Source organism: Streptomyces cacaoi (assembly GCF_006539165.1).
GTDB classification, from domain to species: domain Bacteria; phylum Actinomycetota; class Actinomycetes; order Streptomycetales; family Streptomycetaceae; genus Streptomyces; species Streptomyces cacaoi.
Map to the genome: position 1 here is coordinate 1 of NZ_BJMM01000067.1, position 25922 is coordinate 25922.

The following is a 25922-nucleotide window of genomic DNA, read 5'->3' on the forward strand; positions in this document are numbered from 1 at the left end:
CGGCGCCCGCCACGGCTGCGGCGGGCGACCGGTCCGCGGCCCGGGCCGGTACCGACTGACCTGCGCGCCGGGCCCCCGGGGGCCTGCGGCAGACTGCTCCCATGGACCTTGGACTCACTGACCGCGTCTACGTCATCACCGGGGCCACGCGTGGCCTGGGGTTCGCCACGGCCTCCCAACTCCTCGTCGAGGGCGCCCGGGTGGTGGTCTCCGGCCGCTCCGACTCCTCCGCGCGGGAGGCGGCGGCACGGCTCGCCGAGGAGACCGGCGCCACCGGCCGCGTCGTGGGCGTGGGCGCCGACAACGCGGACGCCGACACCCCGGACCGGCTGATCGCCGCGGCCCGCGAACACTTCGACGGGTTCGACGGGCTGCTGGTGAGCGTCGGCGGTCCGCCCGCCGGGGTCGCCGCCGACCAGCTCACCGACGAACAGTGGCGCACCGCCTTCGACACCGTCTTCCTCGGCGCCGTCCGGCTGGCCCGCGCCGCCGCGGGCGAGCTGGGCGAGGGCGGCGTCATCGGCTTCGTGCTGTCCGGTTCGGTGCACGAGCCGATCCCCGGGCTGACGCTCTCCAACGGGCTGCGCCCGGGCCTCGCGGGCTACGCCAAGACCCTCGCCGACGAGCTGGGCCCGCGCGGTGTCCGCGTACTCGGTCTGCTGCCCGGCCGGATCGCCACCGAGCGGATGCAGTACCTCGACTCGCTCTCCGGCGACGGCGACGCCGCCCGCGAGCGCAACAGCTCCGCCATCCCGCTGCGCCGCTACGGCACCCCGGAGGAGTTCGGCCGCACCGCCGCGTTCGCCCTCTCCCCCGCCGCCTCCTATCTGACCGGGCTGATGCTCCCCGTCGACGGCGGCGTCCTGCGCGGGTTCTGAACCCGCCCGCACCGGAGGCCGCTGACCGACAGGCTCCCCGCCCCGCCCTCGCCCCGCGCTCCGCGTCGTTCCCGCTACCGGGCCCGTTCCGCGCGGTGCCGGGCCGCCCGCATCCTGACCTCGGCCGGCAGCTGAGCGAGCCCGGCCGAGGTCAGCGCGTGCTCGATGGCCTCACCGCGCAGCCTGCGGACCTCCTCGCCCGGCTGTGCGTGGGCCGCCAGCGTCAGCCCGACGCGTGCCCGGGGCGCCGTCGACCGCCCGGTGAGCACCACCCGGGCCCGGTCCACGCCCGGCAGCGACTCCGCCTCGGCGGCGATCGCCTCCTCCAGTGCCCGGCCCCGCAGCCGCGCCCCGCCGCCGTCCGGCACATCGAGCGACAGCTCGCCCAGCCGGCGCCTGCGCAGCTGGGCGAGCAGCCACCACAGGGTGAGGACGACGAGCACGGCGAGCACCGCGATCACCACCGGCCACCACCAGCCCTCGCCCCGCCAGCGGGTCCTGCCGTCGTCGCTGAGCAGCACGTCCCCCGGCCGCGACCAGGGCCAGCCGGACGGCAACGCCTCCGTCAGCCCCCACTTGTGCGGCAGATCCAGCCCGCCGAACAGCACCGCCAGCCCCAGCGCGAGCAGCAGCACTCCGGCCAGCCCGCTCAGTACCCGGTTCACGGTCCGCAGCATCGTCCTCGCCTCATGTCTTCTTCGGACGTCCGACGCGCACCGAGACCCGGGGCCGGTGTGCGAGCCCGAGCTGTCCGATGCCCTCGGACAGCGCCCCTTCGAGGTCGGACCGCACCACGTCCAGGTCCCGGAAGTGCGACTCGGCCCGCGCGACGACCTTGCGGCGTCTGACCTTGACCCGCGCCGAGCGCACCCCCGAGACCTCCATGGCCCGGTCGCGCAACACCAGGGCGGCGGCCGGACGTTCGAGGCCGGCCCGCACCTGCGGCACGTCGGGCCGCATCGTCAGCATCTCGCGGCGCCCCGGCGTCACGGCGAGCACCAGCAGCCACAGCCCGACGGCCGCGGCAGCCGCCGCGCCCGCGAGCACGTAGACGCTGTCGACACGCGTGGTGGCCAGCCCGTCCGCGAGCGTCCTGCGCCAGGACATCGCGCCCCGCCCGGCCCGGACGGACGCCACGTCGTACAGCAGCAGCGCGGCCGCCGCCAGGATCACCAGCGCCACCAGGGAGGCGGGCCCGCGCCGGGACGACCAGAACCTGCCCTTCCTGCCCGACCCCTCGCGCGGAGGCGGCGGCGCGCCCTCGCCCCCGCCACCGGCCGGCCGCCGCTCCGGCTCGGCCGTACGCTCCGCCGCTTCGGCGGATCCGCCCGGGGCGCTCATGACACCCTCCCGCGTCCGCCGCGCCGCTGGTGGGCGGAGTGCAGCCGTTCGATGTCCAGCGCCACGTCGGGCACCTCCATGCCGACCAGTTCCCGCACCCGGGCCGCCACCCGCCGCCGGACCGCGCCGCACTGGGCGCCCAGGTCCGAGGGGTAGGCCAGCTCCAGCACCACCCGCACCCGCGCGGTCCGCTCCCGCACGGTGACCGTCGTCCGCGGGGACGGACGGCTGCCGTCCGGCAGGACCGGCCCGGTGCCCTGGGCCCGCAGCGCCTCCCGCGCGGCCTGCGCCGCGACCTTGGCGACCACCCGGTCGGCGATCCGGGTCGCACCGCGCCCGCCCGCCGGAACCTCCGCTCCACTCACCGCGTCACCTGCGGCGCTCTTCGTCGCGGCCACGGAAGAAGTCCCCCGGCTCCAGATCGCCGTCCAGGAATCTGCCCACCACGAAGCCGACGGCGCCGAGCGCCGCCACCAGCAGGAACGCGCCGAAGCCGCCGAAGTACCCGGCGAAGCCCAGCGCCATCCCCGCGATCAAGCCGACAAGGGCCATGCTCATCGTGCGCTCCCTCGCTAGGTGTCCGATCGGCCGCCGCGCGCCACGCTCCGCGGCCCGCGCTCCACCCCGCCCGGTCCCGCGCTACTGGAGGCGCGGCCGGTCCTGGTCCTGGTTGTCCTGCTCGTCCTCGTCCTCCTCGTCGGGCAGCTTGACGTCGCTGACCGCGATGTTGACCTCGACGACTTCCAGACCGGTCATCCGCTCGACGCCGGAGACGACGTTCTCCCGCACGGCCCGCGCCACCTCGGCGATGGACACCCCGTACTCGACGACGATCTCCAGATCGAGCGCCGTCTGCACCTCGCCGACCTCGGCCTTCACCCCGCGGGTGACGGACTTGCCGCCGCCGGGGACCCGGTCGCGGACGGCGCCCAGCGTGCGGGCCATCCCGCCGCCCATGGCGTGCACCCCCACGACGTCCCGCGCGGCGAGCCCGGCGATCTTCTCCACGACCCCGTCGGCGATCGTCGTACGCCCGCGCGAGGCCGCCGGACCACCGCTCCCGCGCCGGGGAGTGGACGCCGACGGCGCGGACGCCGAGGAGGACTGGGACGAGGACGACGGGGAAGCCGAGGACGCGGCCTTCTCGTCCCGGGTGCCCTCGCCGCTCTCCGAACGCCGGCCTGCGGTGCTTTCGGACATCTCCCGCGCTCCTTCCGGAGGTTCGAGGCGGCCTGCCGCCCCGTGCGGTCCACCGTAAGCACGCCCCGCGCACCCGGCGCGCGCACACGGGCCCGTACGGGTGACACCCGGCGCCCGGCGCGGGCGGCGCGGGGAGGCTGCGCGTGAGGGTTCCGCAGGCGCCGAGGGCGCGGAACCAGGCAGCGGAAGGAGTGGGGCCCATGGCAGCGGACCGACTGGCCGGAGCCGTACGCCGTCAACTGCGCCCGGGGCGGCTGCTGCCGCTGGGCGAGGCGGCGGACGGCACCTGGATCACCGAGGAGGCCGCGCTGGACGCTCTCCGCGCGGCGGACGTCCCGCACGGGGCGCGGCTGCACGCGGTACGCATCGGCCCCGGCCCCGGGGACCCGGCGCCCGCGGCGGTGCCCGCGCCGCCCAGCGCCCTGCCCCCGGGACCGCTCACGCTCACGGCCGGCCTCACGCTCCCGCCCGACGCCCCCATCCCGGCCGCGGCCGAGGCCGTGCGCACCGCGCTGCTGCGCACGGCCGGACAGCTGGAACTGCCGCTGGCGACCGTCGACCTGCGCGTCACGGACCTGCGGGAACAGCCGGACGCCCCGGATACCCCGGACGGCCGGGACTCCCCGGACGCTTCGGAGGGCGGGGACGACGGCGGCCCGGGCGGGGGCCCGGACGGTGCGGACGTCGGCGCGGGCGAAGGGTCGGGGCCCGGCTCCTCCGACGAGGCCGGTGAGCGGGTGGCGGGCGCCGTCCGCGCCGTGCCCGGTGTGCTGCGGCTCGCCCCGGTGCTCGGCCCGTCGCTCCCGTTCACGGGCGGCCCGTCCCACGGTGTCCAGGTGACCGAGGACGCCGGCGCCGAGCGGACCGGCGGCACACATGTCCTGGTGCAGCTGGCCGTGGCGCGGGGACACCGGCCGCTGGAGGTGGCACGCGCGGCACGCCGGGCGACGGCCGAGGCGGCACGCCCGACGGAGTCCGGGACCGGAACGGGTGCCGGGGGCCGAACGGGGGCCGGAGCCGGAGCCGGGGCGACCGTCGCGGTGCTGATCACCCACGTCGAGTCCGGCCGGGACGCGAGGTCCGGCCAGGACAGCTGATCGGTCGCCGGGGCCGGTGCTCAGTCGCCGAGGCCGGCGAGGTCGCGCAACCGCCGCCCCTGCGCGGCGCGTTCGGCCGCCCGCTGCTCGTCGTAACCGCGTCCGGCCGCGCCGGCGAGCAGCACCTTGGTCTCCACCACGGCGTTCCGCGGGGCGGCGAGCAGCGCGGCCGACAGATCGGCGACGGCGCCGTCCAGCTCGTCGGGCGCGACGACGAGATTGGCCAGGCCGAGGCGTTCGGCCTCGTCGGCGTGCACGAAGCGCCCGGTGGCGCACATCTCCAGCGCCCTGGCCGTGCCGACCAGGTTCACCAGCGGATGGGTGCCGCCGAGGTCGGGCACGAGGCCCAGGCTGGTCTCCCGCATGGCGAACTGCGCGTCCTGTGCGCACACCCGCAGATCGCAGGCGAGCGCGAGCTGGAAGCCCGCGCCGATGGCGTGGCCCTGGACGGCCGCGATGCTGAGGAGATCGGGGCGGCGCCACCAGGTGAACGCCTCCTGGTACTCGGCGATGAGGGCGTCCAGCTCCGCTTCGGAGCCGCGCGCCATGTCCAGGAAGGACGGCTCGCCCTCGAAGCCCTCGGGCTCGAACGCCTGCCGGTCCAGCCCGGCGGAGAAGGACTTGCCCTCGCCCCGCAGGACGACCACCCGTACCCCGCCCGGCAGCACCCGCCCGGCCTCGGCCAGCGCCCGCCACATCGCGGGCGTCTGGGCGTTGCGCTTGGCGGGATGGGCCAGCGTGACGGTGGCCACCTCGGCGTCCGCCGTGACGCGGACACCGTCCTTCTCCAGCAGGGTCATCGGGCTTCCTCCGGTGGTTACTCCGCAGTACGACAACCGAAGAGTAACCACCGGTGTGCGGGCCCGGAACCCCGGCCGGAGGGGAGCTGGGTCAGGAATGGGCCGGCTTCAGGACGAGGCCGACTTCTTACCCCTCGTCGCTCCGCCGCGGCCACGCAGCGTCACGCCCGACTCGCTCAGCATCCGGTGCACGAATCCGTAGGAACGGCCCGTCTCCTCGGCGAGCGCCCGGATACTCGCACCGGAGTCGTACTTCTTCTTGAGGTCTGCCGCGAGCTTTTCGCGCGCGGCGCCGGTCACCCGGCTGCCCTTCTTCAGAGTCTCGGCCACCCGTGCCTCCTCAGTGGGAAGTGCGCTCTGTGACTCTCATGATCACCCCTCCTCCGCCTTCTGGCCACCCATTCGGCAAGGTCTCATCGAGAGGCTCGGCCCGTGCTGACGGGCCCGGCGCGGCCCGGGAAGCGGCCGGGGAGCGGGAGCGGAAGGGCGCGGCCCGCCGCGCGGAAACCGCCCGTGGCCGGGAAGCGGCAGGTCAGCGGCGGACCGGTGGAGGGCTCGCGCACGGCCCCGGAAGGTGCGCGGGCGCATGCCACAGCGGCGTGCGCCCGGCGGCGAGGCGGCACCGGGGTACCAGCCGTCCTCACTCAGATGAAGGATCATCCGTCGGCCGAATGATCCAGAAGAGGTGGATCAGGCCAGGGCGATGAGGTCGGCGTACTCCGCGCTCCACAGGTCCTCGACGCCGTCCGGCAGCATGATGACGCGCTCGGGCTGGAGCGCCTCGACCGCGCCCTCGTCGTGCGTGACGAGGACGACGGCGCCGGTGAAGGTGTGCAGCGCGCCGAGGATCTCCTCGCGGCTGGCCAGGTCCAGGTTGTTGGTGGGCTCGTCCAGTAGGAGGACGTTCGCCGAGGAGACCACGAGCGTGGCCAGCGCGAGCCGGGTCTTCTCACCGCCGGAGAGCACCCCGGCGGGCTTGTCGACGTCGTCGCCGGAGAAGAGGAAGGAGCCCAGCGTCTTGCGGATGTCGACCAGGTCCATGTCGGGGGCCGCCGAGCGCATGTTCTCCAGCACGGTGCGGTCCGCGTCCAGGGTCTCGTGCTCCTGCGCGTAGTAGCCGAGCTTGAGGCCGTGGCCCGGGACGACCTTGCCGGTGTCCGGCTCCTCGATCCCGCCGAGCAGCCGCAGCAGCGTCGTCTTGCCGGCGCCGTTGAGGCCGAGGATGACGACGCGGGAGCCCCTGTCGATGGCCAGATCGACGCCGGTGAAGATCTCCAGCGAGCCGTAGGACTTCGAGAGGTCCTCGGCCATCAGCGGGGTACGGCCGCACGGGGCCGGGTCGGGGAAGCGGAGCTTGGCGACCTTGTCCGCCTGGCGCTCGCTCTCCAGGCCGGACAGCAGCTTCTCGGCGCGGCGGGCCATGTTCTTCGCCGCGACGGCCTTGGTGGCCTTGGCCCGCATCTTGTCCGCCTGCGAGTTGAGGGCGGCGGCCTTCTTCTCGGCGTTCGCACGCTCGCGCCTGCGGCGCTTCTCGTCGTCCTCGCGCTGGGTCAGGTACTGCTTCCAGCTCATGTTGTAGATGTCGATCGTCGAGCGGTTGGCGTCCAGGTAGAAGACCTTGTTGACGACCGTCTCGACGAGGTCGGCGTCGTGGGAGATCACGATGAGGCCGCCGCGGTAGCTCTTGAGGAAGTCGCGCAGCCAGGCGATGGAGTCGGCGTCCAGGTGGTTGGTCGGCTCGTCCAGCAGCAGGACGTCGGCGTCCGAGAAGAGGATGCGGGCCAGCTCGACGCGGCGGCGCTGACCGCCGGAGAGGGTGTGCAGCGGCTGGCCGAGCACCCGCTCGGGCAGGCCGAGGCTGGCGGCGATCGTGGCGGCCTCGGACTCGGCCGCGTAGCCGCCCTTGGTGAGGAACTCCGTCTCCAGGCGCTCGTACTTCTTCAGCGCCTTCTCGCGTGTGGCGCCCTTGCCGGTGGCGATGCGCTGCTCGTTCTCCTTCATCCCGCGGATGACCGTGTCCAGGCCGCGGGCGGAGAGGATGCGGTCGCGCGCCAGGACGTCGAGGTCGCCGGTGCGCGGGTCCTGCGGGAGATAGCCGACCTCGCCGCTCCTGGTGATCGAGCCCGCCGCCGGGATGCCCTCGCCCGCGAGGCACTTGGTCAGCGTCGTCTTGCCGGCCCCGTTGCGTCCGACGAGGCCGATGCGGTCGCCCTTGGTGACGCGGAAGGTGGCGGACTCCAGAAGGACGCGGGCGCCGGCGCGCAGCTCAAGGCCGGTTGCGGTGATCACTGAGGGCTCCAAGGCAGGGATGACGGACGTGCGGGGAGAGGGTGCGCTGGTGCGGACGCACGTCTAGTGCACGAGGAGAGCAGGCATGGAGCCATTCTACCGGCGGAGCGCAAACCGTTTTCCGGGCGCCGGGCGGCCCCGGCGCCCGGCGCCGTCACTCTCCGTTGGTGTGCACCTGGAACGCGGCCCTGCGCACGGCCTTGGCGAGCACCGGGTCGGGGTGCGCGGCGGCGAGGGCGACGAGGACCTGCACCGTGCGCGGGTGCCCGGTGGCGCGGACCTCCTCCAGGAGCCCCGGCACGGAGCCCTGGAGCGCGGTGCCCAGGTGCTCGACCAGCAGCCGCTCCTCCCCGTGGTCGGCGACGGCGGCCGCGGTGTCCACCCACAGCCAGGTCGCCTCCTCGCGGGTGAGCACGCCGGGGGCGCCGCCCGCCAGGTCCTCCGGGTCGGTGCCGGCCTGTTCGGCGAGCCACAGCAGGGCGTAGGGGCGCAGCGTCGGCTCGTCGGCGGCCTCCCGCACGGCGTCCTCGGCGGGCGCGCCGACCACCCGCAGGGCCTCGAACGCCAGGCCGCGGATGAGGGCGTCGTCGCCGCGGGCGGCCTCCAGCAGCTCGGTGACGGCGTGACCGGTGGGGCGCGCGGCCAGCCAGGCCCGGTACTCGTCGCGGGCGGGCCCCGGCGTCATCCCCGCGCAGCCGCGCAGCATCTCCTCGGCGGACTGCTCGATGTTGCCCGCCGGACTCTGGGCCGCGACGCAGATCTGCTCCAGCTTCGTCCACACCGCCCAGTTGCCCAGCGGGGTCAGGACGGCCGAGCCCTGGCGTACGCCGGTCTCCTCGTCCGGGCAGCGGGTGAGGGCGCCGACGGCGGAGAGGCCGTCGAGCGCCCAGTCGAGCAGGCCGGGCAGGGCCACGCCGACGGCACGGGCCGCCGCCGGGTCCCGCTCGGCGCGCAGTTCGGCGATGCGCTGGGCGAGCAGATCGTGCAGCAGGGCGAAGGTCACGGGGCCGCCGGAGAGGTGCATGACCGAGAGGAACTGCGGCACGGCCTCGACGATCTCGGCGACGAGCCCCTGGCCGTGCGGGGCCGGCGCGGGGTGGGCGAGGGACCAGGCGTCGAACAGGGCGACCCAGCCGCGCAGTACGGCGCTGTCGTCCCTGTCCCAGGCGCGCAGGCGCCAGCCGGCCCGGGCGGTGCCGTCGTGCAGTTCGACGAGGCCGGCCAGGCGCGCCCGGTCCCAGTGGGCCCGTACCTGTGGCGGTGTCAGGCGGAGCGCGGCGGCGGCCTGTTCGGCCTCGGCCGCGTTCCGCAGGGCGGCGCCGGTGCGGGCGGACCACCGGGCGAGACGGACGGCGTCGGAGAGGGCGGCGCGGGCGTGCCGGGCGAGCTGCTCGCGTGGCAGCACCCCGTCCGGTGGCCGCGGCATGCTCCGGGCGCGCCTGGTGGTCACGGTGCGCCGGGCCGCGGCGACGGGCTGTTGGGGCACGAGTCGCAGCCGGGTGTCGCGCGGTGTACGGGACGTCACAGGAGCAGTCTTCACGGTGTACGGGGGAAACCCAAACCTGGGGTACCGATTCCGCTTCCAGGGCCCGGGAGTTGGCATATGCCCATCTTCGGGGCGATCGGGCGGTACCGGCGGCGGGGCGACCGCGGCGCGGGGCCGGTGCCCCGCACACCGGGCGTCCCACCGGGCGTCGGACCAGCCGTCGGACCGGGCGTCAGACCAGGGGGGTGATGAAGCGGCGCAGCGCCTCTTCGTAGCCGTGCGGATCGGCGTTCCACATGGCGGCGTGCGGGGCCTCGGCGACGGTGTGCAGGGAGACCAGCTCCGGCCGGGCCCCCGCCAGCGCGCGGGAGTCGTCCCAGGAGGCGATGGTGTCGGCGGGGCCGTGCAGCAGCAGGGTGGGCACGTCCAGGCGGGCCGGGTCCACCACCGGGCTCAGCTCGCCGGGGGACAGCCCGGCCCGGCCGAGTGCCGCGCGCAGGACGAGCGGCAGCAGGTACTGCGGGGTGCCGCGGGCCTCGGCGAGGGCGCGCACGGTGTGCTTCCGGTCGAGGACCGGCGAGTCCAGGACGAGGCCGGCGATGTGCTCGCGGAGTTCGGACTCGGCGGCGGCGTGCAGGGCCATGGCGGCGCCCGTGGACCAGCCGTGCAGGATCACCCGGTGCGCGCCGCGGCCCACGGCGTACCGGATGGCGGCCTCCAGATCGCGCCACTCCACATCGCCGAGGCGGTTGATGCCGCCGGCGGGGCGGGGCGCGCCCGGATCGCCGCGGTGGGCCAGGGCGAGCACCGGCAGATGGTGGCGCCGGTAGAAGGGAAAGACCACCAGGGCCTGTTCGCGGGTGGCACGCAGCCCGTGCGCGGCGATGATCCAGGTGTTGCGGGCGCCGGGCGCCAACCAGCCGGGGAGCGCGCCGAGTTCACCGGGGATCCGCACGTCCTCGAAGGGGATGCCCAGCGCCTCCTCCGGGTCGCCCGTGTGGATCTGCGGGGTGAGCCGGACGGTGCTGCCGGGTTCGAGCCGGCCGCGTACGACGCGTTCGAGCTCGCGGACGACGACGGCGTGCCCGTCGCCCACGGGCAGGTCGCCGCCCTCGCCGGTGCCGGCCCGCGCCGCGTCCAGCACCCGGCCGACGACCGCGTGCGTGCCGCGCGCCGTGAGGGCGTAGGTGCCGGGCAGGCGGGCGACGAGCGAGCGCGTGACGGCGATCTTGCCGGAGCCGTGCGAGTGCACCGTCAGCCGGGTGTTCTCGAAGCCGGCGGGGGGCGCGCTGCCGCCGTCGGGGCGCAGCCGTACGGGGCGCAGGACGGCATCGGCGATGTACCTGCCTGCCGCGAGGCAGGCAGTTGCAGCACCGAGCACGGAGGTGGCGGCCGTCGCCGCTGTTCGCAGACGCATCCTCCCCAGTCTCCGCCCGCCGCCGCGATCCGGCCACCGGGAGCGGCCGGACGGGGCCTGCGGAGCGGTGGGGCGGCGACTCCCGGAGCGGCGGGAGGCGATCCCGGAGCAGGGTGCGGCGGCCCGCGGTCCGCCGGGGCGGCACGGAGAGAGGAGGGCGGCGGAGAGGGACGAGAGGCGACAGGAGGGGTAACGTGACCACTTTCGGACGGAGAGTGATCAAGCACTCACAACAGGCGTCGGGGGGTGACACCTCGATGCCCGTCCCAGTTCACCTTCCGTTCACCCACCGTCCTTACGTTCACGGCGTCAATGCCCTCCAAACTGATTGTGCCTGGTGAATGGAACACATCACGCTTCTCATCGGGATCGTGATCATCACGGCCTTGGTGTTCGACTTCACGAACGGCTTCCACGACACGGCCAACGCCATGGCCACCACCATCTCCACGGGGGCACTGACCCCGAGAATCGCGGTGGCGATGTCGGCGGGCCTCAACCTCGTCGGCGCTTTCCTGTCCATCGAGGTCGCCAAGACCATCTCCTCCGGGATCATCGACGAAGGGTCCGGCGTCCAGCCTGAAGTGATCTTCGCCGGGCTGGTGGGCGCGATCATCTGGAACCTGCTGACCTGGCTGGCCGGTCTCCCCTCCAGCTCCTCGCACGCGCTGATGGGCGGTCTGATGGGTGCCACCATCGCCGCGGTCGGCACCGGAGCGGTCAACGGCGACGTCGTCGTCATGAAGGTCCTCATCCCCGCGCTCGCCGCGCCGCTCGTCGCGGGCATCGCCTCCCTGTGCGCCACCCGGCTCACCTACCGGCTGGCCCGGCACGCGCAGGAGGAGCAGACCGCCAAGGGCTACCGCGCCGGGCAGATCACCTCCGCCGCGCTGGTCTCGCTGGCGCACGGCACCAACGACGCGCAGAAGACGATGGGCGTCATCACGCTCGCGCTGGTCACCGGCGGCGCGCTGGCGCCCGGCTCCGACCCGCCGGTCTGGGTCATCGCCTCGGCCGGTATGGCCATAGCGCTCGGCACCTACCTCGGTGGCTGGCGCATCATCCGCACCATGGGCAAGGGCATCACCGACATCCAGCCGCCGCAGGGCTTCGCCGCCCAGACGAGCGCGGCGGCCACCATCCTCGCCTCCTCGCACATCGGCTTCTCGCTGTCCACGACGCATGTGTGCTCCGGCGCCGTGATGGGTTCCGGACTCGGCCGCAAGGGCGGGGTCGTGCGGTGGTCGACGGCCGGGCGGATGGTCGTCGGCTGGGCGCTGACGCTGCCGGCCGCCGGGCTGGTCGCCGCCGGGGCCGCGCTCCTGGCCGAGCAGGGCGACTGGGGCGTCACGGCCGTCGCCGTGCTGACCGTCGCCATCTGCGGTGCCATCTGGCTGCGTTCGCGCCGCGAGCCCGTGGACCACACCAACGTCAACGACGTCCGGCCCGCCGGTGCGCCCGTGCCGGCCCAGGCGGCCGCGGGCGAGGCGCCGGAGCCGGCGGGGGTCGTCACCACCGCGCTCCAGGCCGTCGCTCCCGCGCCCGCCGGTACCGGCGAGGTGTCCGCGGCGCCCGCGCTCTCCGGCACCGCCGGGCCCGAGGAGCGGCCCGGGGAACGCCCGGGAGAGCAGGGCGCGCACGCCGCACCGGGACGCCCGGCCTCGGCCTCGGCCTCCAGCGTCTCCTGACCCGCTCCCCCGCACCCCCACTCCTCGCACCCCCCACAACCCCTTCCCGACCGCGACTCCCCGACCGCAACTCCCCCCACAGCACCTCGTCCGGGCGGCGCTCCGCCCGGACAGGAAGGAAGACCGGAATGGACATCGACTGGGCCGCGCTCGGCCAGGTCTTCGGCGTCAGCCTGGTGGCGACCGTCGGGCTGGTGGGGCTGTTCACCCTCGGCATCGTCGGCCACGCGCCCCGCCGCACCCAGGACACCGCCTCCTCGGGGTCCGCCGCGGCCGCTGCTTCCCCCGCGGGCTCGGCGGGCCGGGTGTCGCAGGCGTCCCCGGTGGCCCGCGCCGGCGGGTATCTGTGCTACGCGCTGTGCCTCGTGGCGGTGGCGTACGGCATCTATCTGATTGCGGCCTAGATCCGCCGTCTGCCGGCGGCTCGGATCCGCGCCGCACGGGAGCACCCCGGGCCGGAGCATCTCCGGCAGCCTCGGACGCCTCCAGGGCACCCGCCCCGGAGGCGTTTTCCGTTGTGTGCGTCACGTCCGCGCCGTCGCAGGTCAAGGGCGAGTTGACGGGGTCGGACCCGCGTGGTGGACTTCGGATGCCCAACGGCGGCACGGAGAGGAAGCCGGTGCGAATCCGGCGCGGTCCCGCCACTGTCACCGGGGAGCGCCCTCCCAGCGAAGCCACGGCCCAGCGGGCTGGAAGGCGGGAGCGGCGCGGATCCGGGAGCCAGGAGACTCTCGCCGCCGGTCGAGTCGAGCCAGGGCGAGGACCCTGAGTGAGGACACAACGCCATGCGTGGCCCTGCCACCGCCCCTGCCGTCGCTGTGCGCGGTACCTCCGAGGTCACCGCGGTACCCGGAGCACCTGCCGCGCCCGCGGCACCCGTGACCTCCGCAGCAGCCGGAGCCCCTTCCCCGTACGGAACCCCCGCGGACTTCGGGGCGTTCGCGAACCCCTCGGCCGTGGGCGGCGCGCCACCACGTGGTGCGCTCCCGTGCGGTGGTCGAGGCGGCGCGGCGCGCTGAGCCATGGGACGAGGACGTCGGGCCTTTCACGTCCAGGCGTACGGAGCCGCGCTGGGATACCTCGCCGACACGCTGCTGGGTGACCCCGGGCGGGGCCATCCGGTGGCCGCCTTCGGCCGGGCGGCCGCCGCGCTGGAGCGCCGGCTGTGGCACGACCACCGGGCCTGGGGCGCGCTGCACACCGTGGCGTGTGCGGGCGGCGCCGCCGCGCTGGGCGGGCTGTGGCAGGCGGCGGTGCGGAGCGCCGGACGCGGGGCGCGCTCAACGGATGTGCTGGGGCAGGCCGTTGTCGCCTGGTCGGTGCTGGGCGGTACCGGGCTGGCACGTGAGGCGCGCGCGGTGGCCGCGGCGCTGGAGGCCGGGGACCTGGATCTGGCGCGCGAGCGGCTGCCCCGGCTGTGCGGGCGGGACCCGCACCGGCTCGACGCGGAGGGCGTGGCGCGTGCCGTCGTGGAGTCGGTGGCCGAGAACACCTCCGACGCCGTGGTGGGCGCACTCGTGTGGGGCGCGCTGGCCGGGGTGCCCGGGCTGGCCGGGTTCCGCGCCGTCAACACGCTGGACGCGATGGTCGGGCACCGCTCGCCGCGCCACCGGCGGTTCGGCTGGGCCGCGGCACGGCTGGACGACGCCGCCGGGCTGCCCGGGTCGCGGCTCACCGCGGCCCTCGCGGTGCTCGCCGGGCCCGATCCGCGCGGCGCGCTGCGGGCCTGGCGCGCGGACGCCGGCCGGCATCCGAGCCCCAACGCCGGACCGGTGGAGGCGGCGTTCGCCGGGGCGTTGGGCGTACGGCTGGGCGGGACGCTGAGCTACGCGGGGCGCACCGAGTACCGTCCGGTACTGAACGCGCCGGGGCGTGCGGTGCGGCGCACGGACATCGAGCGGGCCGTACGGCTCTCCCGCCGGGTGGGCCTGCTGGCCCTGGCCGTCACGGGCGTGGCCGGTGCGGCGGGGCGCGCGGTGGCACGGGGCGGGTCCGCGGGGCGTGGGCGCGGCCGCGACCTGCCGGATGCCGGGGCGCCTGCGCGCCATGGCAGGCCCGTGCGTCGTGAGGAGCCCGCGCCGGAGCCGGGCGGTCCCGCGGGGCGCGGGCGCGGCGAGCGGAACGAGCGCAAGGGCGGACGCGGGCCCGGACGCGGGCGTGACGAACAGGGCGGGCGCCAGGGCGGAACCGGGCCCGGTGAACGGAGCGGTCCACAGAGCGGGCCGGGGCCCGGGCGTGCGCGCGGTGGACGGAGTGAGCGCCGGCGTGGGTTCGGTGGGGGCCTTGGGAGAGGTGAGTCGGGGTGGTGAGCGTGGATCTCGGGGCGGGCGCCGGGCGGCCGGGCGGCGGCCTGCTGGTGGCGGGGACGACGTCGGACGCGGGCAAGAGCGTGGTGACGGCGGGGATCTGCCGCTGGCTGGCCCGCAGGGGCGTACGGGTGGCGCCGTTCAAGGCGCAGAACATGTCGCTCAACTCGTATGTGACGCGGGACGGCGCCGAGATCGGCCGGGCGCAGGCCATGCAGGCGGCGGCGGCCGGGGTGGAGCCGAGCGCGCTGATGAACCCGGTGCTGCTGAAGCCGGGCGGGGACCGCACCAGTCAGGTCGTGCTGATGGGCCGGGCCGTCGGGGAGATGTCGGCGCGCGGCTACTTCGGGCGGAGGTCGGGCGCGGGCCCGGTCCGCTACGGGCGGCGTGAGGAGCTGCTGGAGACGGTGGCCGGCTGTCTGGAGGAGCTGCGCAGCACGCACGACGCGGTGATCTGCGAGGGCGCGGGCAGCCCCGCGGAGATCAATCTGCGGCACAGCGACATCGTCAACATGGGCCTGGCGCGGGCCTGTCGGCTGCCGGTCGTGGTGGTCGGCGACATCGACCGCGGCGGGGTGTTCGCCTCGCTGTTCGGGACGACGGCGCTGCTGGCCGAGGAGGACCAGGAGCTGCTGGCGGGCTATCTCGTCAACAAGTTCCGCGGTGACGTCTCGCTGCTGGAGCCGGGCCTGGAGATGCTGCGGCAGCTGACCGGGCGGCCGACGCTGGGTGTGCTGCCGTTCCGGCACGGCCTGGGCATCGACGAGGAGGACGGGCTCCGCCTCTCGCTGCGCGGCGGCCCGGGCGCCGGGGGCGGGGAGCGCGCCGAGGGCGGTGCGGGCGAGCCGTACGGTGCCGAGGTGCTGCGGATCGCGGTGCTGCCCGTGCCGCTGATGTCGAACTTCACGGACGTGGACGCGCTGGCCGCCGAGCCGGGCGTGCTGGTGCGGTTCACCGACCGGCCGCAGGAGCTGGCGGACGCCGACCTCGTGGTGGTGCCGGGCACGCGCGGCACCGTCCGGGCGCTGGCCTGGCTGCGGGAGCGCGGACTGGCGGCGGCGCTGGCGCGGCGGGCCGCCGAGGGGCGGCCGGTGCTGGGCATCTGCGGCGGCTACCAGCTGCTGGGCGAGCGGATCGAGGACGACGTCGAGTCCCGGGCCGGGCTGGTCGACGGGCTCGGACTGCTGCCCGTGCGGGTGCGGTTCGCGCCGGAGAAGACGCTGGCGCGGCCGGCCGGGCGGGCGCTGGGCGAGGACGTCGAGGGCTACGAGATCCACCACGGCGTCGCCGAGGTGCTCGGCGGGGAGCCGTTCATGACGGACGCGGCCGGGGCGGCGCTGGACGGCTGCCGGGCCGGTGCGGTGCGCGGCACGCACTGGCACGGGTCGCTGGAGTCGGACGGCTTCCGCCGGGCGTTCCTGCGCACGGTCGCCGCCGAGACGGGCCGTGCCTTCGTGCCGGCCCCCGGCACCTGCTTCGCGGCCCTGCGCGAGGCCCAGTTGGAGACGCTGGGCGATCTGATCGAGGAGCACGCCGACACGGCGGCCCTGCTGCGGCTGATCGAGGAGGGCGCCCCGAAGGGGCTGCCGTTCGTCGGGCCGGGGGCGCCGTGAGCGCCCGGATGTTCCCTCCACCGTGTGCCGGGAGGCGGCCCCGGCGCGCCCCGGGACCGCCCGGGCACGGCGGACCACCGGCCACAGGCAACCGATGCCCCACTCGAAGGAGGACCACCACATGACCACCCGGTATCCGTTCACCGCCGTCGTCGGCATGGCCGATCTGCGGCTGGCGCTGCTGCTCAACGCGGTCAGCCCCGCGGTGGGCGGTGTCCTCGTCCGCGGCGAGAAGGGCACGGCGAAGAGCACGGCGGTGCGGGCGCTGACGGAGCTGCTGCCGGCGGTGCGCACCGTGCCGGGCTGCCGGTTCAGCTGCGACCCGGCCGCGCCCGACGCGCAGTGCCCCGACGGGCCGCACGAGGCGGGGGCATCGGCGTCCTCGGATCTGCGGCCGGCCCGGATGGTCGAACTGCCCGTCGGCGCCTCGGAGGACCGGCTCGTCGGCGCCCTGGACATCGAGCGGGCCCTCGCGGACGGAGTCAAGGCGTTCGAGCCCGGGCTGCTGGCCGAGGCGCACCGCGGCATCCTGTACGTCGACGAGGTCAATCTGCTGCACGACCACCTGGTCGACGTCCTGCTGGACGCCGCCGCCATGGGCGCCAGCCACGTGGAACGCGAGGGCGTCTCGGTGACGCACGCCTCCCGGTTCCTGCTCGTCGGCACCATGAACCCCGAAGAGGGCGAGCTGCGGCCGCAGTTGCTCGACAGGTTCGGGCTGACGGTCGAGGTCGCCGCGTCCCGGGATCCCGAGCAGCGCGTCGAGGTGGTGCGCCGCCGGCTGGCCTACGAGGACGATCCGGAGGGCTTCGCCGCGCGCTGGGCCGACGCCGAGCAGGAGATGCGCGAGCGCATCGCGGCGGCCCGTGCGCTGCTGCCGCAGGTGCGGCTGGGCGACTCGGCGCTGCGCCGGATCGCCGCCACCTGCGCGGAGTTCGAGGTGGACGGCATGCGGGCCGACCTGGTGATGGCCCGTACCGCGACGGCGCTGGCCGCCTGGGCGGGGCGTACCGAGGTGCTCGCCGAGGACGTGCGGCAGGCGGCGCTGCTCGCGCTGCCGCACCGGCGCCGCCGCAACCCGTTCGACGCGCCCGGTCTGGACGAGGACAAGCTCGACCGGGTGCTGGAGGAGCACGGCGAGGACGACGGGCCGGAGCCGGACGGTCCGGACGACGGGCCGCAGGGCCCGGACGACGGGCCCGGCGGCGGTGTGCCGCCGCAGCGGGACGGCCGGGAGGAGACTCCGGCTGCGGGCGGGGAGCCGCCCGCAGCCGAACAGGACGGCCCCGCGGCGCCGGAGGCCCCGCAGCCGTCGCCCGGCGAGGCGGACGCCGGGGCGCAGCCCGAGGGCGCACCGGGCGCGGGCAGCGGCGAGAGCGCGGAGGGCGCGGGCGGCGGCGCGGCCGGCGAGCGGCCCGCGGCGCCGACCGGTGAGACGTTCCGTGCCCGGACGCTGACCGTCCCCGGCCTGGGCGAGGGCGCGGCCGGACGGCGCTCCCGCGCGCGCACGGCACACGGCAGGACGACCGGGTCGCGCCGGCCGCAGGGCGCGCTGGGCAAGCTGCACCTGGCCGCGACCGTGCAGGCGGCGGCCCCGCACCAGCACGCACGCGGGCGCGCCGGCAGCGGCCTGCTGGTGCGCCGGGACGATCTGCGGGAGGCCGTGCGGGAGGGCCGCGAGGGCAACCTCGTGCTCTTCGTCGTGGACGCGTCCGGCTCGATGGCGGCGCGGCAGCGGATGAGCGCGGTCAAGGGCGCGGTGCTCTCGCTGCTGCTGGACGCCTACCAGCGGCGGGACAAGGTCGGGCTGATCACCTTCCGGCGCGGCGAGGCGGAGGTGGCGCTGCCGCCGACCTCCTCGGTGGACGCGGCGGCAGCGCGTCTGGAGTCGCTGCCGACCGGTGGGCGCACCCCGCTGGCCGCCGGGCTGCTGCGGGCCCGCGAGGTGCTGCGGGTGGAGCGGCTGCGCGACCCGGCGCGGCGCCCGCTGCTGGTCACCGTCACGGACGGGCGCGCGACCGGCGGGCCGGAGCCCGTCGTACGGGCGCGCAAGGCGGCACAGCTGCTGGCCGCCGACGGGACGGCCTCGGTCGTCGTCGACTGCGAGGCCGGGTACGTACGGCTCGGCCTCGCCGCCGAGTTGGCCGCGCACCTGGGCGGCGAGGCCGTCACCCTGGACGAGCTGCGTGCCGACACGGTTTCCGAACTCGTACGCCACGCCACGGACACACGGAGGGCCGCGTAATGCCGAAGGGACAGCCGGAGGTCGTACCCCAGGACGGGCTGACGACCCGGCAGCGCAGGAACAGGCCGCTGCTCGCGGTGCACACCGGTATCGGCAAGGGCAAGTCCACGGCGGCCTTCGGGCTGGCGCTGCGGGCCTGGAACCAGGGCTGGCCGATCGGGGTGTTCCAGTTCGTCAAGTCCGCCAAGTGGAAGGTCGGCGAGGAGCGGGCGCTGCGGGTACTCGGCGCCACCGGCGAGGGCGGCAGCGTCACCTGGCACAAGATGGGCGAGGGCTGGTCGTGGATCCAGCGCAACGTCCAGGACGGCGCCCTGAGCAACGAGGCGGCGGCCCGCGAGGGCTGGGAGCAGGTCAAGCGCGATCTGGCGGCCGAGACCTACCGGCTGCTGGTGCTCGACGAGTTCGCCTACCCGCTGCACTGGGGCTGGGTCGACGTCGACGAGGTCGTCTCGGTGCTGCGCGAGCGGCCCGGCGCCCAGCACGTCGTCATCACCGGCCGCAACGCGCCGCAGGCGCTGGTCGACGCGGCCGACCTGGTCACCGACATGTCCAAGGTCAAGCACCCGATGGACGCGGGCCAGAAGGGCCAGCGGGGCATCGAGTGGTGAGGGCGCAGTGCCCGGGCGCCGCGGGGAGCACGGTGTGATCGACGTACCGCGGCTCGTCGTCGCCGCGCCCGCCTCGGGCAGCGGCAAGACGACGGTGGCCACCGGGCTGATGGCCGCGTTCGCACGGCGCGGCCTGGCCGTCTCCCCGCACAAGGTCGGGCCCGACTACATCGACCCCGGCTACCACGCGCTGGCCACCGGCCGGCCCGGCCGCAACCTGGACGCCTATCTGTGCGGGCCGGACCGGATCGCGCCGCTGTTCGGACACGGTGCCGCCGGGGCCGGACTGGCCGTCGTCGAGGGCGTGATGGGGCTGTTCGACGGCGCGGCGGGCCAGGGCGAGCTGGCCTCGACCGCCCATGTGGCGAAGCTGCTGCGGGCACCCGTCGTGCTCGTCGTCGACGCCTCGTCGCAGTCCCGGTCGGTGGCGGCGCTGGTGCACGGGTTCGCCTCCTGGGACCCGGAGGTGCGGCTCGGCGGCGTCGTGCTGAACAAGGTGGGCTCCGAGCGGCACGAGGCGCTGCTGCGGGAGGCGCTGGACGCCTCCGGGGTGCCGGTGCTCGGCGTGCTGCGGCGCTCCGGCGCGGTGGACACGCCCTCGCGTCACCTGGGGCTCGTACCGGCGGCCGAGCGCCGCCGGGAGGCGCTGGACTCCGTCGACGCGCTCGCCGCACAGGTGCACGCGGGCTGCGACCTGGACGCGCTGCTCGCGCTCGCACGGTCCGCTCCCCCGCTGCCGGAGGCGCCCTGGGACCCGGCCGCCGAGGTCCCGCGGGGCGCGGCACGGCCCCGGATCGCGGTGGCGGGCGGGCCCGCTTTCACGTTCTCCTACGCCGAGCACGGCGAACTGCTGCGGGCGGCGGGCGCCGACGTCGTGCCCTTCGACCCGCTGCGGGACGAGACGCTGCCGGAGGGCACCGACGGGCTGGTGATCGGCGGCGGCTTCCCCGAGGTGTACGCGCCGCAGCTGTCGGAGAACGCCGCGCTGCGCGCCCGGATCGCCCGCTTCACCGGCCCGGTGGCCGCCGAGTGCGCCGGACTGCTGTACCTGGCACGGGAGTTGGACGGGCAGCCCATGTGCGGGGTGCTCGACGCCACCGCGACGATGAGCGAACGGCTCACCCTCGGCTACCGCGAGGCCGTCGCGGTGGCGGACAGCGCCCTCGCGGCGGCCGGGACCCGGGTGCGCGGCCACGAGTTCCACCGCACCGTCCTCGAACCCGGCAGCGGTGCCACACCCGCGTGGGGCGTCACCCGGCCTGAGCGCCGCACGGAGGGCCACATCGGCGGCGCCGACGGCGCCGTGCACGCCTCCTATCTGCATGTGCACTGGGCCGCCGCGCCCGCGATGGCGGCGCGGTTCGCCGCCCGGTGCGCCAGGGACGCGGCATGACCGGACGGCGGACCGGCACCGGGGACGACGGCCGGCGGGCGGAGACCGTCGCCGTCGGCGTGGGCTGCTGCGCGGGGGTCGGCGCACCGGAGGTGCTGGAGCTGGTACGGGCCGTCCTGCTCCGGGCGGGGCTGCCCGCCGGGCAGGTCACGCTCCTGGCGACCGTCGAGGCACGCTCACGGGAGCCGGGCCTGCGGGCGGCGGCGGCCACGCTCGGCGTACCGCTGCGCGCCTACCCGGCGGCCCGGCTGGCCCGCGAACGGGTCCCCCACCCCTCGGACTTCGCCCACGCGACGCTGGGCACACCCTCGGTCGCGGAGGCGGCGGCACTGCTCGCGGCGGCCGGGGAGGAGACCGGGGGCGGCGCGCCCCCGGGAGACCGCGCGCACGGGGGCCTGGTGCACGGGGAGACGGCGCACGGGGAGACGGCCCACGGGGAGACGGCCCACGGCCGGACGGTGCGCCGGGACGACGCGGCACACACGGGCCCGGCACACACGGACCAGAGGCACACGGCCCCGGCGGACACGGGCCGGGCGCGCACGGACCCGGTGCACGGTCGGACGGTGCCCGGTCGGGACGCGGTGGGTGCGGGACGGGAGTCCGGGAGCGGTGGTGCCGGCCGGGTGCGGTTGCTCGTGGGGAAGACGCGGTCGCCGGTGAGCGGCGGACGCCCGGCGCGGGCCACGGCGGCCGTGGCGGCCGGGCCGGGACCGAAGGAGGCGGTATGAGCGCGCACGGGCCGGATCTGCGGCACCACGGCGATGCCGAAGTACGCGGCGCGGGCGCGGCGTTGACCGATCTGGCCGTCAACGTCCGCACGGGCACGCCCCCGGCGTGGCTCGTCTCCCGGCTGACGGCCTCCCTCGCCGGGCTCGCCTCCTACCCCGACGACGGGCCCGCGCGCCGCGCCGTCGCCCGCAGGCACCGGCTGTCCGTCGAGGAGGTGCTGCTGACGGCGGGCGCGGCCGAGGCGTTCGTCCTGCTCGCCCGGGCGCTCCCGGCCCGCCGGCCGGTCGTCGTGCATCCGCAGTTCACCGAGCCGGAGGCGGCGCTCCGGGACGCGGGGCACCTCGTGGAGCGGGTACTGCTGAGCGCCGGGGAAGGGTTCACGCTGCGCGGCGAGGACGTCCCGGCGGACGCGGATCTCGTCGTCGTCGGCAACCCGACGAACCCGACGTCGGTCCTGCACCCGGCGGCCACCTTGGCCCGACTCGCCCGGCCCGGCCGTACGTTGATCGTCGACGAGGCGTTCATGGACGCGGTGCCGGGCGAACAGGAGTCGCTGGTACCGCTGTTGCGGGAGCTTCCCGGGCGGACGGTGGTCCTGCGCAGCCTCACCAAGACCTGGGGGCTGGCCGGGCTCCGGATCGGCTATGTGCTCTCGGACCCGGCCACCGTGCGGGAACTGGCCGCGCACCAGCCGCTGTGGCCGGTCTCCGCTCCGGCGCTGACGGCGGCCGAGGCGTGCTCGGCGCCCGAGGCGCTCGCCGAGGCGGAGACGGCGGCCGAGCGGTTCACCCGGGACCGCGCCCATCTGCGCCGCGGGCTGGCCGTGTTCGCCGCCGCGGGCCTGCGCGAGGCCACGCCCGCGCCCCGGGCGCCCTTCCTGCTGGTGCGCCACCCCCGGGCGCAGGCGCTCCGCTCCCGGCTGCGCGCGCTCGGCTTCGCGGTGCGGCGCGGGGACACCTTCCCGGGGCTGGGCGAGGAGTGGTTCCGGCTGGCCGTCCGGGACCGGCGTACGACGGACCGCTTCACCGAGGCGCTGGGCACCGCCCTCGCCGAACAGGAGCCCCCGCCCGGGGGCGGCGCCCGGCGGACACCGGGAGCCCCGTGGCCCCGCACCTCGGACCGCACCTCTTCGGAACGCACCTTTTCGGAAGGCACTCCCTCGGAAGGCACTCCCTCGGGACGCACTGCCTCGGAATGCGCTCCCTCGGAACGCGCTCCTTCGGGACGGACAGCGCCGGGCTGACGTCCGTCGGCGGGGCCGAGGGCGGGTGCGCGGCGCACACCGGGGGCCGGCTCGCTCCGGACACATGGTCGAATGGGCAGGCCCCGCAGCGTGCGCCCCGCGCGCCCCCGCGGGCCCGCACGCCCGCACCCGCACCCGCACCCGAGGAGGGAACCCCGTGCCCGAGATCCTGCGGCACCCCGGCACCGTGCTGACGGACCACGTCTTCTCCGTGCCTCTGGACCACGCCCGGCCCGACGGCGAGCGGATCGAGGTGTTCGCCCGGGAAGTGGTCGCGGCGGACAAGGAGCGCGAGGAGCTGCCCTGGCTGCTGTTCCTCCAGGGCGGGCCGGGGCACTCCTCGCCCCGCCCGGTCGGCCGGGACGCCTGGCTGCCGGTCGCGCTGCGCCACTACCGGGTGCTCCTGCTCGACCAGCGCGGCACCGGCCGCTCCACCCCGGCCAACCGCCAGTCGCTCGCCGCCCGGGGCGCGGCCGAGGACCAGGCCGCGTATCTGGCGCACTTCCGTGCCGACTCCATCGTCCGCGACGCGGAACACATCCGGCGGGAGCTGCTGGGCGAGGGCAGCACCTGGTCGACGCTGGGGCAGAGCTTCGGCGGGTTCTGCACGCTCGCCTATCTGTCGTACGCGCCGGAGAGCATCCGGGAGGCGTTCGTCACCGGCGGCCTGCCGGGGCTGCGCACCGACGTGGCGGAGGTGTACCGGGCCGCGTACCCGCGGGTGGCCGCCAAGAACGCGCAGTTCTACGCCCGTTACCCGGGGGATGTGCGGCGGGTGCGGGAGATCGTGGAGCATCTGGCGGCGCACGAGGTGAAGCTGGCGGACGGCAGCCCGCTGACGGTGGAGCGCTTCCAGTGGCTGGGCATGCTGCTGGGCCAGGGCAGCGGCGCGCACACGCTGCACTATCTGCTGGAGAACGCCTGGGTGCGGGGCGTGACGGGACCGGAGCTGTCGGACGGCTTCCTGGAGGCCGTCCGTGCGCAGGTCTCGCTGGCCGGCGCCCCGCTGTTCGCCACGGTGCACGAGTCGTGCTACGCGCAGCGGTCGGTGAGCCCGGAGGGGACGCGGTGGGCGGCGCAGCGGGTCCGCGCGGAGTTCCCCGACTTCGATGCGGAGCGCGCGCTGCGGACGCCGGACGCACCGGTGTACTTCACCGGCGAGATGATCTACCCCTGGATGTTCGACGTCGACCCGGCGCTGATCCCGCTGCGGGAGACGGCACGGCGGCTGGCGGAGCGGGGCGACTGGCCCGACCTCTACGACCCGCGGCGGCTGGCCGCCAACGAGGTGCCGGTGTACGCGGCCGTCTACCACGACGACATGTACGTCGACCGCGAGCACTCGCTGGCCACCGCCCGGGCCGTGCCGAACACCCGGGTGTGGGTGACCAACGAGTGGGAGCACGACGCGCTGCGGGTGAGCGGCGGCGCGGTGCTGGAGCGGCTGATCGGCATGGCCCGCGGCGAGGTGTGAAGGCCGCACACCGGTGACGGCCGCACACCGGTGACGGGACCGCGGCCGTCGGCCCGGAGCGGGCGGCGGCCGCGGTCCGGTGACGAGGACGGGAACGGTGACGGGAACGGCCGGTGTCCGCCGGTGTCCGGGGACCGGCGGCGGCTCAGGAGCGGCCGTGCGCCCGGCGCCACTCCTCGACGGCGGCCTCGACGTCGAAGGGGACCAGCCGGTGCGGCGGGCCCTCCGGCGGGTGCCGGACGGCCTCCTCGATCCGGGAGTTGATCTCGTCGAGGAGCGTGCGCACCTCGCGCTCGGACCGGGCCCGAGCGGCCTTCTCCCGCGCCTCCTGGGCGTCCTTGCGCAGGGCGAGGGAGGGCGGCAGATACGAGAGGTTCTCGTCCCGCATCTTGCGCTCGACCCACCACTGTTCGGTGTACGGCTTGTCGAGGCCGGGCAGCGGCTTGCCCGCACCGGGCAGCTGCGCGAAGTCCCCGCGCTCCTCGGCCTCGCGGATCTGGCGGTCGGCCCAGGTCTCGAAGCTGACGCCGGGAGGCTTGCGTTCGGTCATCGCCGGTCCTTTCTCACACGTCGGGCGCGGTGGAGGGCCACACGGTCGCCACACACGGCCACCCGGCCACCCGGCCACCCAGCCACACGGCCACACGGCCACACGGCCGCAGAGCCAGGGAGCTCCCGCCGTGGCCGGGTGGGGGCCGTGCCTGCCATGGTCCCAGGCTCCGCGCGCCCGGCGGCGGCCGGCGGCGGTCCGGACGGGAGGCGGCGGGACGGTGCGGACACGACCTAGGGAGCCGGTGGAGCCACGCCTCGGGCGACGCCGAGCGTCACCGCGTCCTGGGGGCGCAGCCGCAGGCTCTCGGCGGTCTCCGCCACCCGGTCGGGGCCGCGCTTGAGGACGGCCGCTGCGGATTCGGGGGCGATCACCGAGAAGTAGCTGTCGGGTGTGGTCCACAGCCTCTCCGGCGCGGCCAGCGCCAGCGCGCCGCCGGAGCCGCCCTCGCCGATCAGCAGGGAGGTGACGGGGACGCCCGTCTCGGCCACGGCGGCGAAGGTCTCGGCGACGGCCCCGCCGGTACCGGCCCGTTCGTCCTCGGGCCCGTTGGCGGCGCCCGGGGTGTCGATCAGGGTGAGGACGGGGATGCCGAGCCGGTCCGCGGTGCGCAGCAGCCGTACGGCCGTGCGGTACCCGGCGGGGCGGGTGGGTGTGCCGCACTGTGCGGCGAAGGCGACGGTGCGCCCGGCGTGCCGCCCGAAGCCGCAGCGCATCCCGGGGTCGGTGCCCGAGCACCGGTCGCCGCTGATCTCCTCGCGGTCGTCGAAGTAGGCGTCCAGATATGCCTCGGCGCGGGGCGGCCCGGCGGCGCGGGCGCGGGCGACGGCCTCGCCGCCGGTGCGCGGCAGGGCTCCGGCGGCCGCGGCGCCGGGCCCGTCGGTGGCCGGGAGCGCGTACGGGACGGGCGCCGGCTCCGGCGCGGGACCGCCACCGGTCAGCAGCGCGAGCCAGCGGCCGACGGCGCGGCCGAGCGCCGCCTCGGGGACGAGCTGGTCGAGATGTCCGGCCGCGTGCTGGGCCTCGGCGGTGTAGGCGGCCGGGTCGGCGCCGGCGGGGCGCACCCGGGAGCCGGCGAAGGCGGCCTGGGCGCCGGGCAGGGCGAGCACCACGTCGGCCGCCGCGGCGAGCGTCGCCCAGCCGCCGCCGGTCGTCGGGTCGCGCACGACGGCGAGCTGGGCGAGGCCGGCCCGCCGGGTGAGCGAGGTCTGCCGGGCCACGCGCTGGAGCTGGACGAGGGCACGCATGCCCTCCTGCATCCGGCTGCCGCCGGTGGCGACGATGCTGACCACCGGCAGCCTGCGGGCGCGTGCCGTGCGGTGCGCCGCCTCGATGCGCGCGCCGGTGCGCTCGCCGAGCGAGCCGCCGAGGTAGCCGAACTCGAAGGAGAGCAGGACCGCTTCGACGCCCGCGACCCGTCCGGTGCCGCACACCACCGACTCGCGCTCGCCGGTGCGTGCGGCGGCCCGCTGCCGGGCGGCGCCGTAACCGGGCCAGCCGAGCGGCCCGTCGCCGTCGGACGACGGCTCTTCCGCCCCGCCGCACACCTCGGCGTCCGTACC

22 protein-coding genes, 2 pseudogenes and 1 riboswitch are annotated in these 25922 nt (G+C 76.1%); of the genes and pseudogenes, 12 read left to right on the plus strand and 12 right to left on the minus strand.

Annotation, left to right across the window (positions count from 1 at the left end):
- Positions 1 to 101: 101 nt before the first annotated feature.
- On the plus strand, positions 102 to 878 hold the full coding sequence (locus tag SCA03_RS31685) for an SDR family oxidoreductase (RefSeq protein WP_086815054.1): 777 nt from the start codon (positions 102 to 104) through the stop codon (positions 876 to 878).
- 74 nt (positions 879 to 952) lie between these two features.
- On the opposite strand, the gene amaP is transcribed toward SCA03_RS31685, so the two are convergent.
- From amaP to SCA03_RS31710, 5 genes are all read right to left on the minus strand, one after another.
- Positions 953 to 1555, minus strand: coding sequence for an alkaline shock response membrane anchor protein AmaP (gene amaP / locus SCA03_RS31690; RefSeq protein ID WP_030885079.1), 603 nt, complete (start codon positions 1553 to 1555; stop codon positions 953 to 955).
- 10 nt (positions 1556 to 1565) lie between these two features.
- The gene (locus SCA03_RS31695; RefSeq protein ID WP_169729619.1) at positions 1566 to 2219 is read right to left on the minus strand and encodes a DUF6286 domain-containing protein; all 654 of its coding nucleotides are present in this window, start codon (positions 2217 to 2219) and stop codon (positions 1566 to 1568) included.
- Positions 2216 to 2584, minus strand: coding sequence for a hypothetical protein (locus SCA03_RS31700; RefSeq protein ID WP_030885084.1), 369 nt, complete (start codon positions 2582 to 2584; stop codon positions 2216 to 2218). The genes SCA03_RS31695 and SCA03_RS31700 overlap by 4 nt, the downstream gene beginning before the upstream one ends.
- Before the next feature lie 4 nt (positions 2585 to 2588).
- The gene (locus tag SCA03_RS31705) at positions 2589 to 2777 is read right to left on the minus strand and encodes a hypothetical protein (RefSeq protein WP_030885087.1); all 189 of its coding nucleotides are present in this window, start codon (positions 2775 to 2777) and stop codon (positions 2589 to 2591) included.
- An 81-nt stretch (positions 2778 to 2858) separates the two neighbouring features.
- Positions 2859 to 3419 carry an Asp23/Gls24 family envelope stress response protein gene (locus tag SCA03_RS31710; protein WP_030885090.1) on the minus strand — a complete coding sequence of 187 codons (561 nt, stop codon included), beginning with the start codon at positions 3417 to 3419 and terminating at the stop codon, positions 2859 to 2861.
- 200 nt (positions 3420 to 3619) lie between these two features.
- Between SCA03_RS31710 and SCA03_RS31715 the strand changes: the two genes are divergently transcribed.
- Positions 3620 to 4516: a hypothetical protein gene (locus SCA03_RS31715; RefSeq protein ID WP_086815053.1), complete on the plus strand. Its 897-nt coding sequence runs from the start codon at positions 3620 to 3622 to the stop codon at positions 4514 to 4516.
- A gap of 20 nt (positions 4517 to 4536) precedes the next feature.
- Here SCA03_RS31715 and SCA03_RS31720 read toward each other — a convergent pair whose 3' ends face one another.
- From SCA03_RS31720 to SCA03_RS31740, 5 genes are all read right to left on the minus strand, one after another.
- A complete protein-coding gene (locus SCA03_RS31720) occupies positions 4537 to 5316 on the minus strand; it encodes an enoyl-CoA hydratase/isomerase family protein (protein ID WP_086815052.1) in 780 nt (259 codons plus the stop codon).
- Positions 5317 to 5424: 108 nt separating this feature from the next.
- Entirely contained in the window at positions 5425 to 5646 is a 222-nt protein-coding gene (locus tag SCA03_RS31725; RefSeq protein WP_016907245.1) for a helix-turn-helix domain-containing protein, read from the minus strand.
- Positions 5647 to 6006: 360 nt separating this feature from the next.
- A complete protein-coding gene (locus SCA03_RS31730) occupies positions 6007 to 7605 on the minus strand; it encodes an ABC-F family ATP-binding cassette domain-containing protein (RefSeq protein WP_030885103.1) in 1599 nt (532 codons plus the stop codon).
- Positions 7606 to 7759: 154 nt separating this feature from the next.
- Positions 7760 to 9130, minus strand: a complete 1371-nt coding sequence (locus tag SCA03_RS31735; protein ID WP_030885105.1) for a hypothetical protein — start codon at positions 9128 to 9130, stop codon at positions 7760 to 7762.
- Positions 9131 to 9323: 193 nt separating this feature from the next.
- Positions 9324 to 10508: an alpha/beta hydrolase gene (locus tag SCA03_RS31740; RefSeq protein ID WP_086815051.1), complete on the minus strand. Its 1185-nt coding sequence runs from the start codon at positions 10506 to 10508 to the stop codon at positions 9324 to 9326.
- 341 nt (positions 10509 to 10849) lie between these two features.
- On the opposite strand from SCA03_RS31740, the gene SCA03_RS31745 reads away from it, so the two are divergent.
- From SCA03_RS31745 to SCA03_RS31790, 10 genes and pseudogenes are all read left to right on the plus strand, one after another.
- On the plus strand, positions 10850 to 12196 hold the full coding sequence (locus SCA03_RS31745; RefSeq protein WP_230989043.1) for an inorganic phosphate transporter: 1347 nt from the start codon (positions 10850 to 10852) through the stop codon (positions 12194 to 12196).
- A 128-nt stretch (positions 12197 to 12324) separates the two neighbouring features.
- Positions 12325 to 12600, plus strand: a complete 276-nt coding sequence (locus tag SCA03_RS31750; RefSeq protein ID WP_030885113.1) for a hypothetical protein — start codon at positions 12325 to 12327, stop codon at positions 12598 to 12600.
- Positions 12601 to 12806: 206 nt separating this feature from the next.
- Positions 12807 to 12926, plus strand: a riboswitch (cobalamin riboswitch).
- Between the two features lie 292 nt (positions 12927 to 13218).
- Positions 13219 to 14205: pseudogene (locus SCA03_RS31755) on the plus strand (cobalamin biosynthesis protein); the annotation flags it as partial.
- Positions 14206 to 14501: 296 nt separating this feature from the next.
- Positions 14502 to 16115: a cobyric acid synthase gene (locus SCA03_RS31760; RefSeq protein WP_230989044.1), complete on the plus strand. Its 1614-nt coding sequence runs from the start codon at positions 14502 to 14504 to the stop codon at positions 16113 to 16115.
- A gap of 121 nt (positions 16116 to 16236) precedes the next feature.
- Positions 16237 to 18360 carry a putative cobaltochelatase gene (locus tag SCA03_RS31765; RefSeq protein WP_086814848.1) on the plus strand — a complete coding sequence of 708 codons (2124 nt, stop codon included), beginning with the start codon at positions 16237 to 16239 and terminating at the stop codon, positions 18358 to 18360.
- Positions 18360 to 18968 carry a cob(I)yrinic acid a,c-diamide adenosyltransferase gene (cobO, locus tag SCA03_RS31770; RefSeq protein WP_086814847.1) on the plus strand — a complete coding sequence of 203 codons (609 nt, stop codon included), beginning with the start codon at positions 18360 to 18362 and terminating at the stop codon, positions 18966 to 18968. The genes SCA03_RS31765 and cobO overlap by 1 nt, the downstream gene beginning before the upstream one ends.
- A gap of 34 nt (positions 18969 to 19002) precedes the next feature.
- Positions 19003 to 20361 (plus strand): cobyrinic acid a,c-diamide synthase CobB, encoded by a 1359-nt coding sequence (locus tag SCA03_RS31775; RefSeq protein ID WP_030885125.1) that lies wholly within the window; start codon positions 19003 to 19005, stop codon positions 20359 to 20361.
- The gene (locus tag SCA03_RS31780) at positions 20358 to 21092 is read left to right on the plus strand and encodes a cobalamin biosynthesis protein (protein WP_086814852.1); all 735 of its coding nucleotides are present in this window, start codon (positions 20358 to 20360) and stop codon (positions 21090 to 21092) included. Before SCA03_RS31775 ends, SCA03_RS31780 begins: the two co-directional genes overlap by 4 nt.
- Positions 21089 to 22144: pseudogene (gene cobC, locus SCA03_RS31785) on the plus strand (Rv2231c family histidinol phosphate aminotransferase CobC); the annotation flags it as partial. The gene SCA03_RS31780 and the pseudogene cobC, both read left to right, overlap by 4 nt.
- Positions 22145 to 22493: 349 nt before the next feature.
- Entirely contained in the window at positions 22494 to 23810 is a 1317-nt protein-coding gene (locus SCA03_RS31790; RefSeq protein ID WP_030885130.1) for an alpha/beta fold hydrolase, read from the plus strand.
- A 145-nt stretch (positions 23811 to 23955) separates the two neighbouring features.
- Here the strand turns inward: SCA03_RS31790 and SCA03_RS31795 are convergent, their stop codons facing one another.
- On the minus strand, positions 23956 to 24360 hold the full coding sequence (locus tag SCA03_RS31795) for a DnaJ family domain-containing protein (RefSeq protein WP_086814845.1): 405 nt from the start codon (positions 24358 to 24360) through the stop codon (positions 23956 to 23958).
- Positions 24361 to 24593: 233 nt separating this feature from the next.
- A complete protein-coding gene (locus tag SCA03_RS31800) occupies positions 24594 to 25907 on the minus strand; it encodes a carboxyl transferase domain-containing protein (protein ID WP_086814851.1) in 1314 nt (437 codons plus the stop codon).
- Positions 25908 to 25922: the final 15 nt, after the last annotated feature.

What these genes read in the sequence shown, in the direction of transcription:
- SCA03_RS31685 (WP_086815054.1), top strand. Translation starts at nt 102, where the DNA reads ATGGACCTTGGACTCACTGACCGCGTCTACGTCATCACCGGGGCCACG.
- cobO (WP_086814847.1), top strand. Translation starts at nt 18,360, where the DNA reads ATGCCGAAGGGACAGCCGGAGGTCGTACCCCAGGACGGGCTGACGACC.
- SCA03_RS31695 (WP_169729619.1), bottom strand. Translation starts at nt 2,219, where the DNA reads ATGAGCGCCCCGGGCGGATCCGCCGAAGCGGCGGAGCGTACGGCCGAG.
- SCA03_RS31720 (WP_086815052.1), bottom strand. Translation starts at nt 5,316, where the DNA reads ATGACCCTGCTGGAGAAGGACGGTGTCCGCGTCACGGCGGACGCCGAG.
- SCA03_RS31745 (WP_230989043.1), top strand. Translation starts at nt 10,850, where the DNA reads ATGGAACACATCACGCTTCTCATCGGGATCGTGATCATCACGGCCTTG.
- SCA03_RS31715 (WP_086815053.1), top strand. Translation starts at nt 3,620, where the DNA reads ATGGCAGCGGACCGACTGGCCGGAGCCGTACGCCGTCAACTGCGCCCG.
- SCA03_RS31705 (WP_030885087.1), bottom strand. Translation starts at nt 2,777, where the DNA reads ATGAGCATGGCCCTTGTCGGCTTGATCGCGGGGATGGCGCTGGGCTTC.
- SCA03_RS31710 (WP_030885090.1), bottom strand. Translation starts at nt 3,419, where the DNA reads ATGTCCGAAAGCACCGCAGGCCGGCGTTCGGAGAGCGGCGAGGGCACC.
- SCA03_RS31740 (WP_086815051.1), bottom strand. Translation starts at nt 10,508, where the DNA reads ATGCGTCTGCGAACAGCGGCGACGGCCGCCACCTCCGTGCTCGGTGCT.
- SCA03_RS31795 (WP_086814845.1), bottom strand. Translation starts at nt 24,360, where the DNA reads ATGACCGAACGCAAGCCTCCCGGCGTCAGCTTCGAGACCTGGGCCGAC.
- amaP (WP_030885079.1), bottom strand. Translation starts at nt 1,555, where the DNA reads ATGCTGCGGACCGTGAACCGGGTACTGAGCGGGCTGGCCGGAGTGCTG.
- SCA03_RS31750 (WP_030885113.1), top strand. Translation starts at nt 12,325, where the DNA reads ATGGACATCGACTGGGCCGCGCTCGGCCAGGTCTTCGGCGTCAGCCTG.
- SCA03_RS31765 (WP_086814848.1), top strand. Translation starts at nt 16,237, where the DNA reads ATGACCACCCGGTATCCGTTCACCGCCGTCGTCGGCATGGCCGATCTG.
- SCA03_RS31780 (WP_086814852.1), top strand. Translation starts at nt 20,358, where the DNA reads ATGACCGGACGGCGGACCGGCACCGGGGACGACGGCCGGCGGGCGGAG.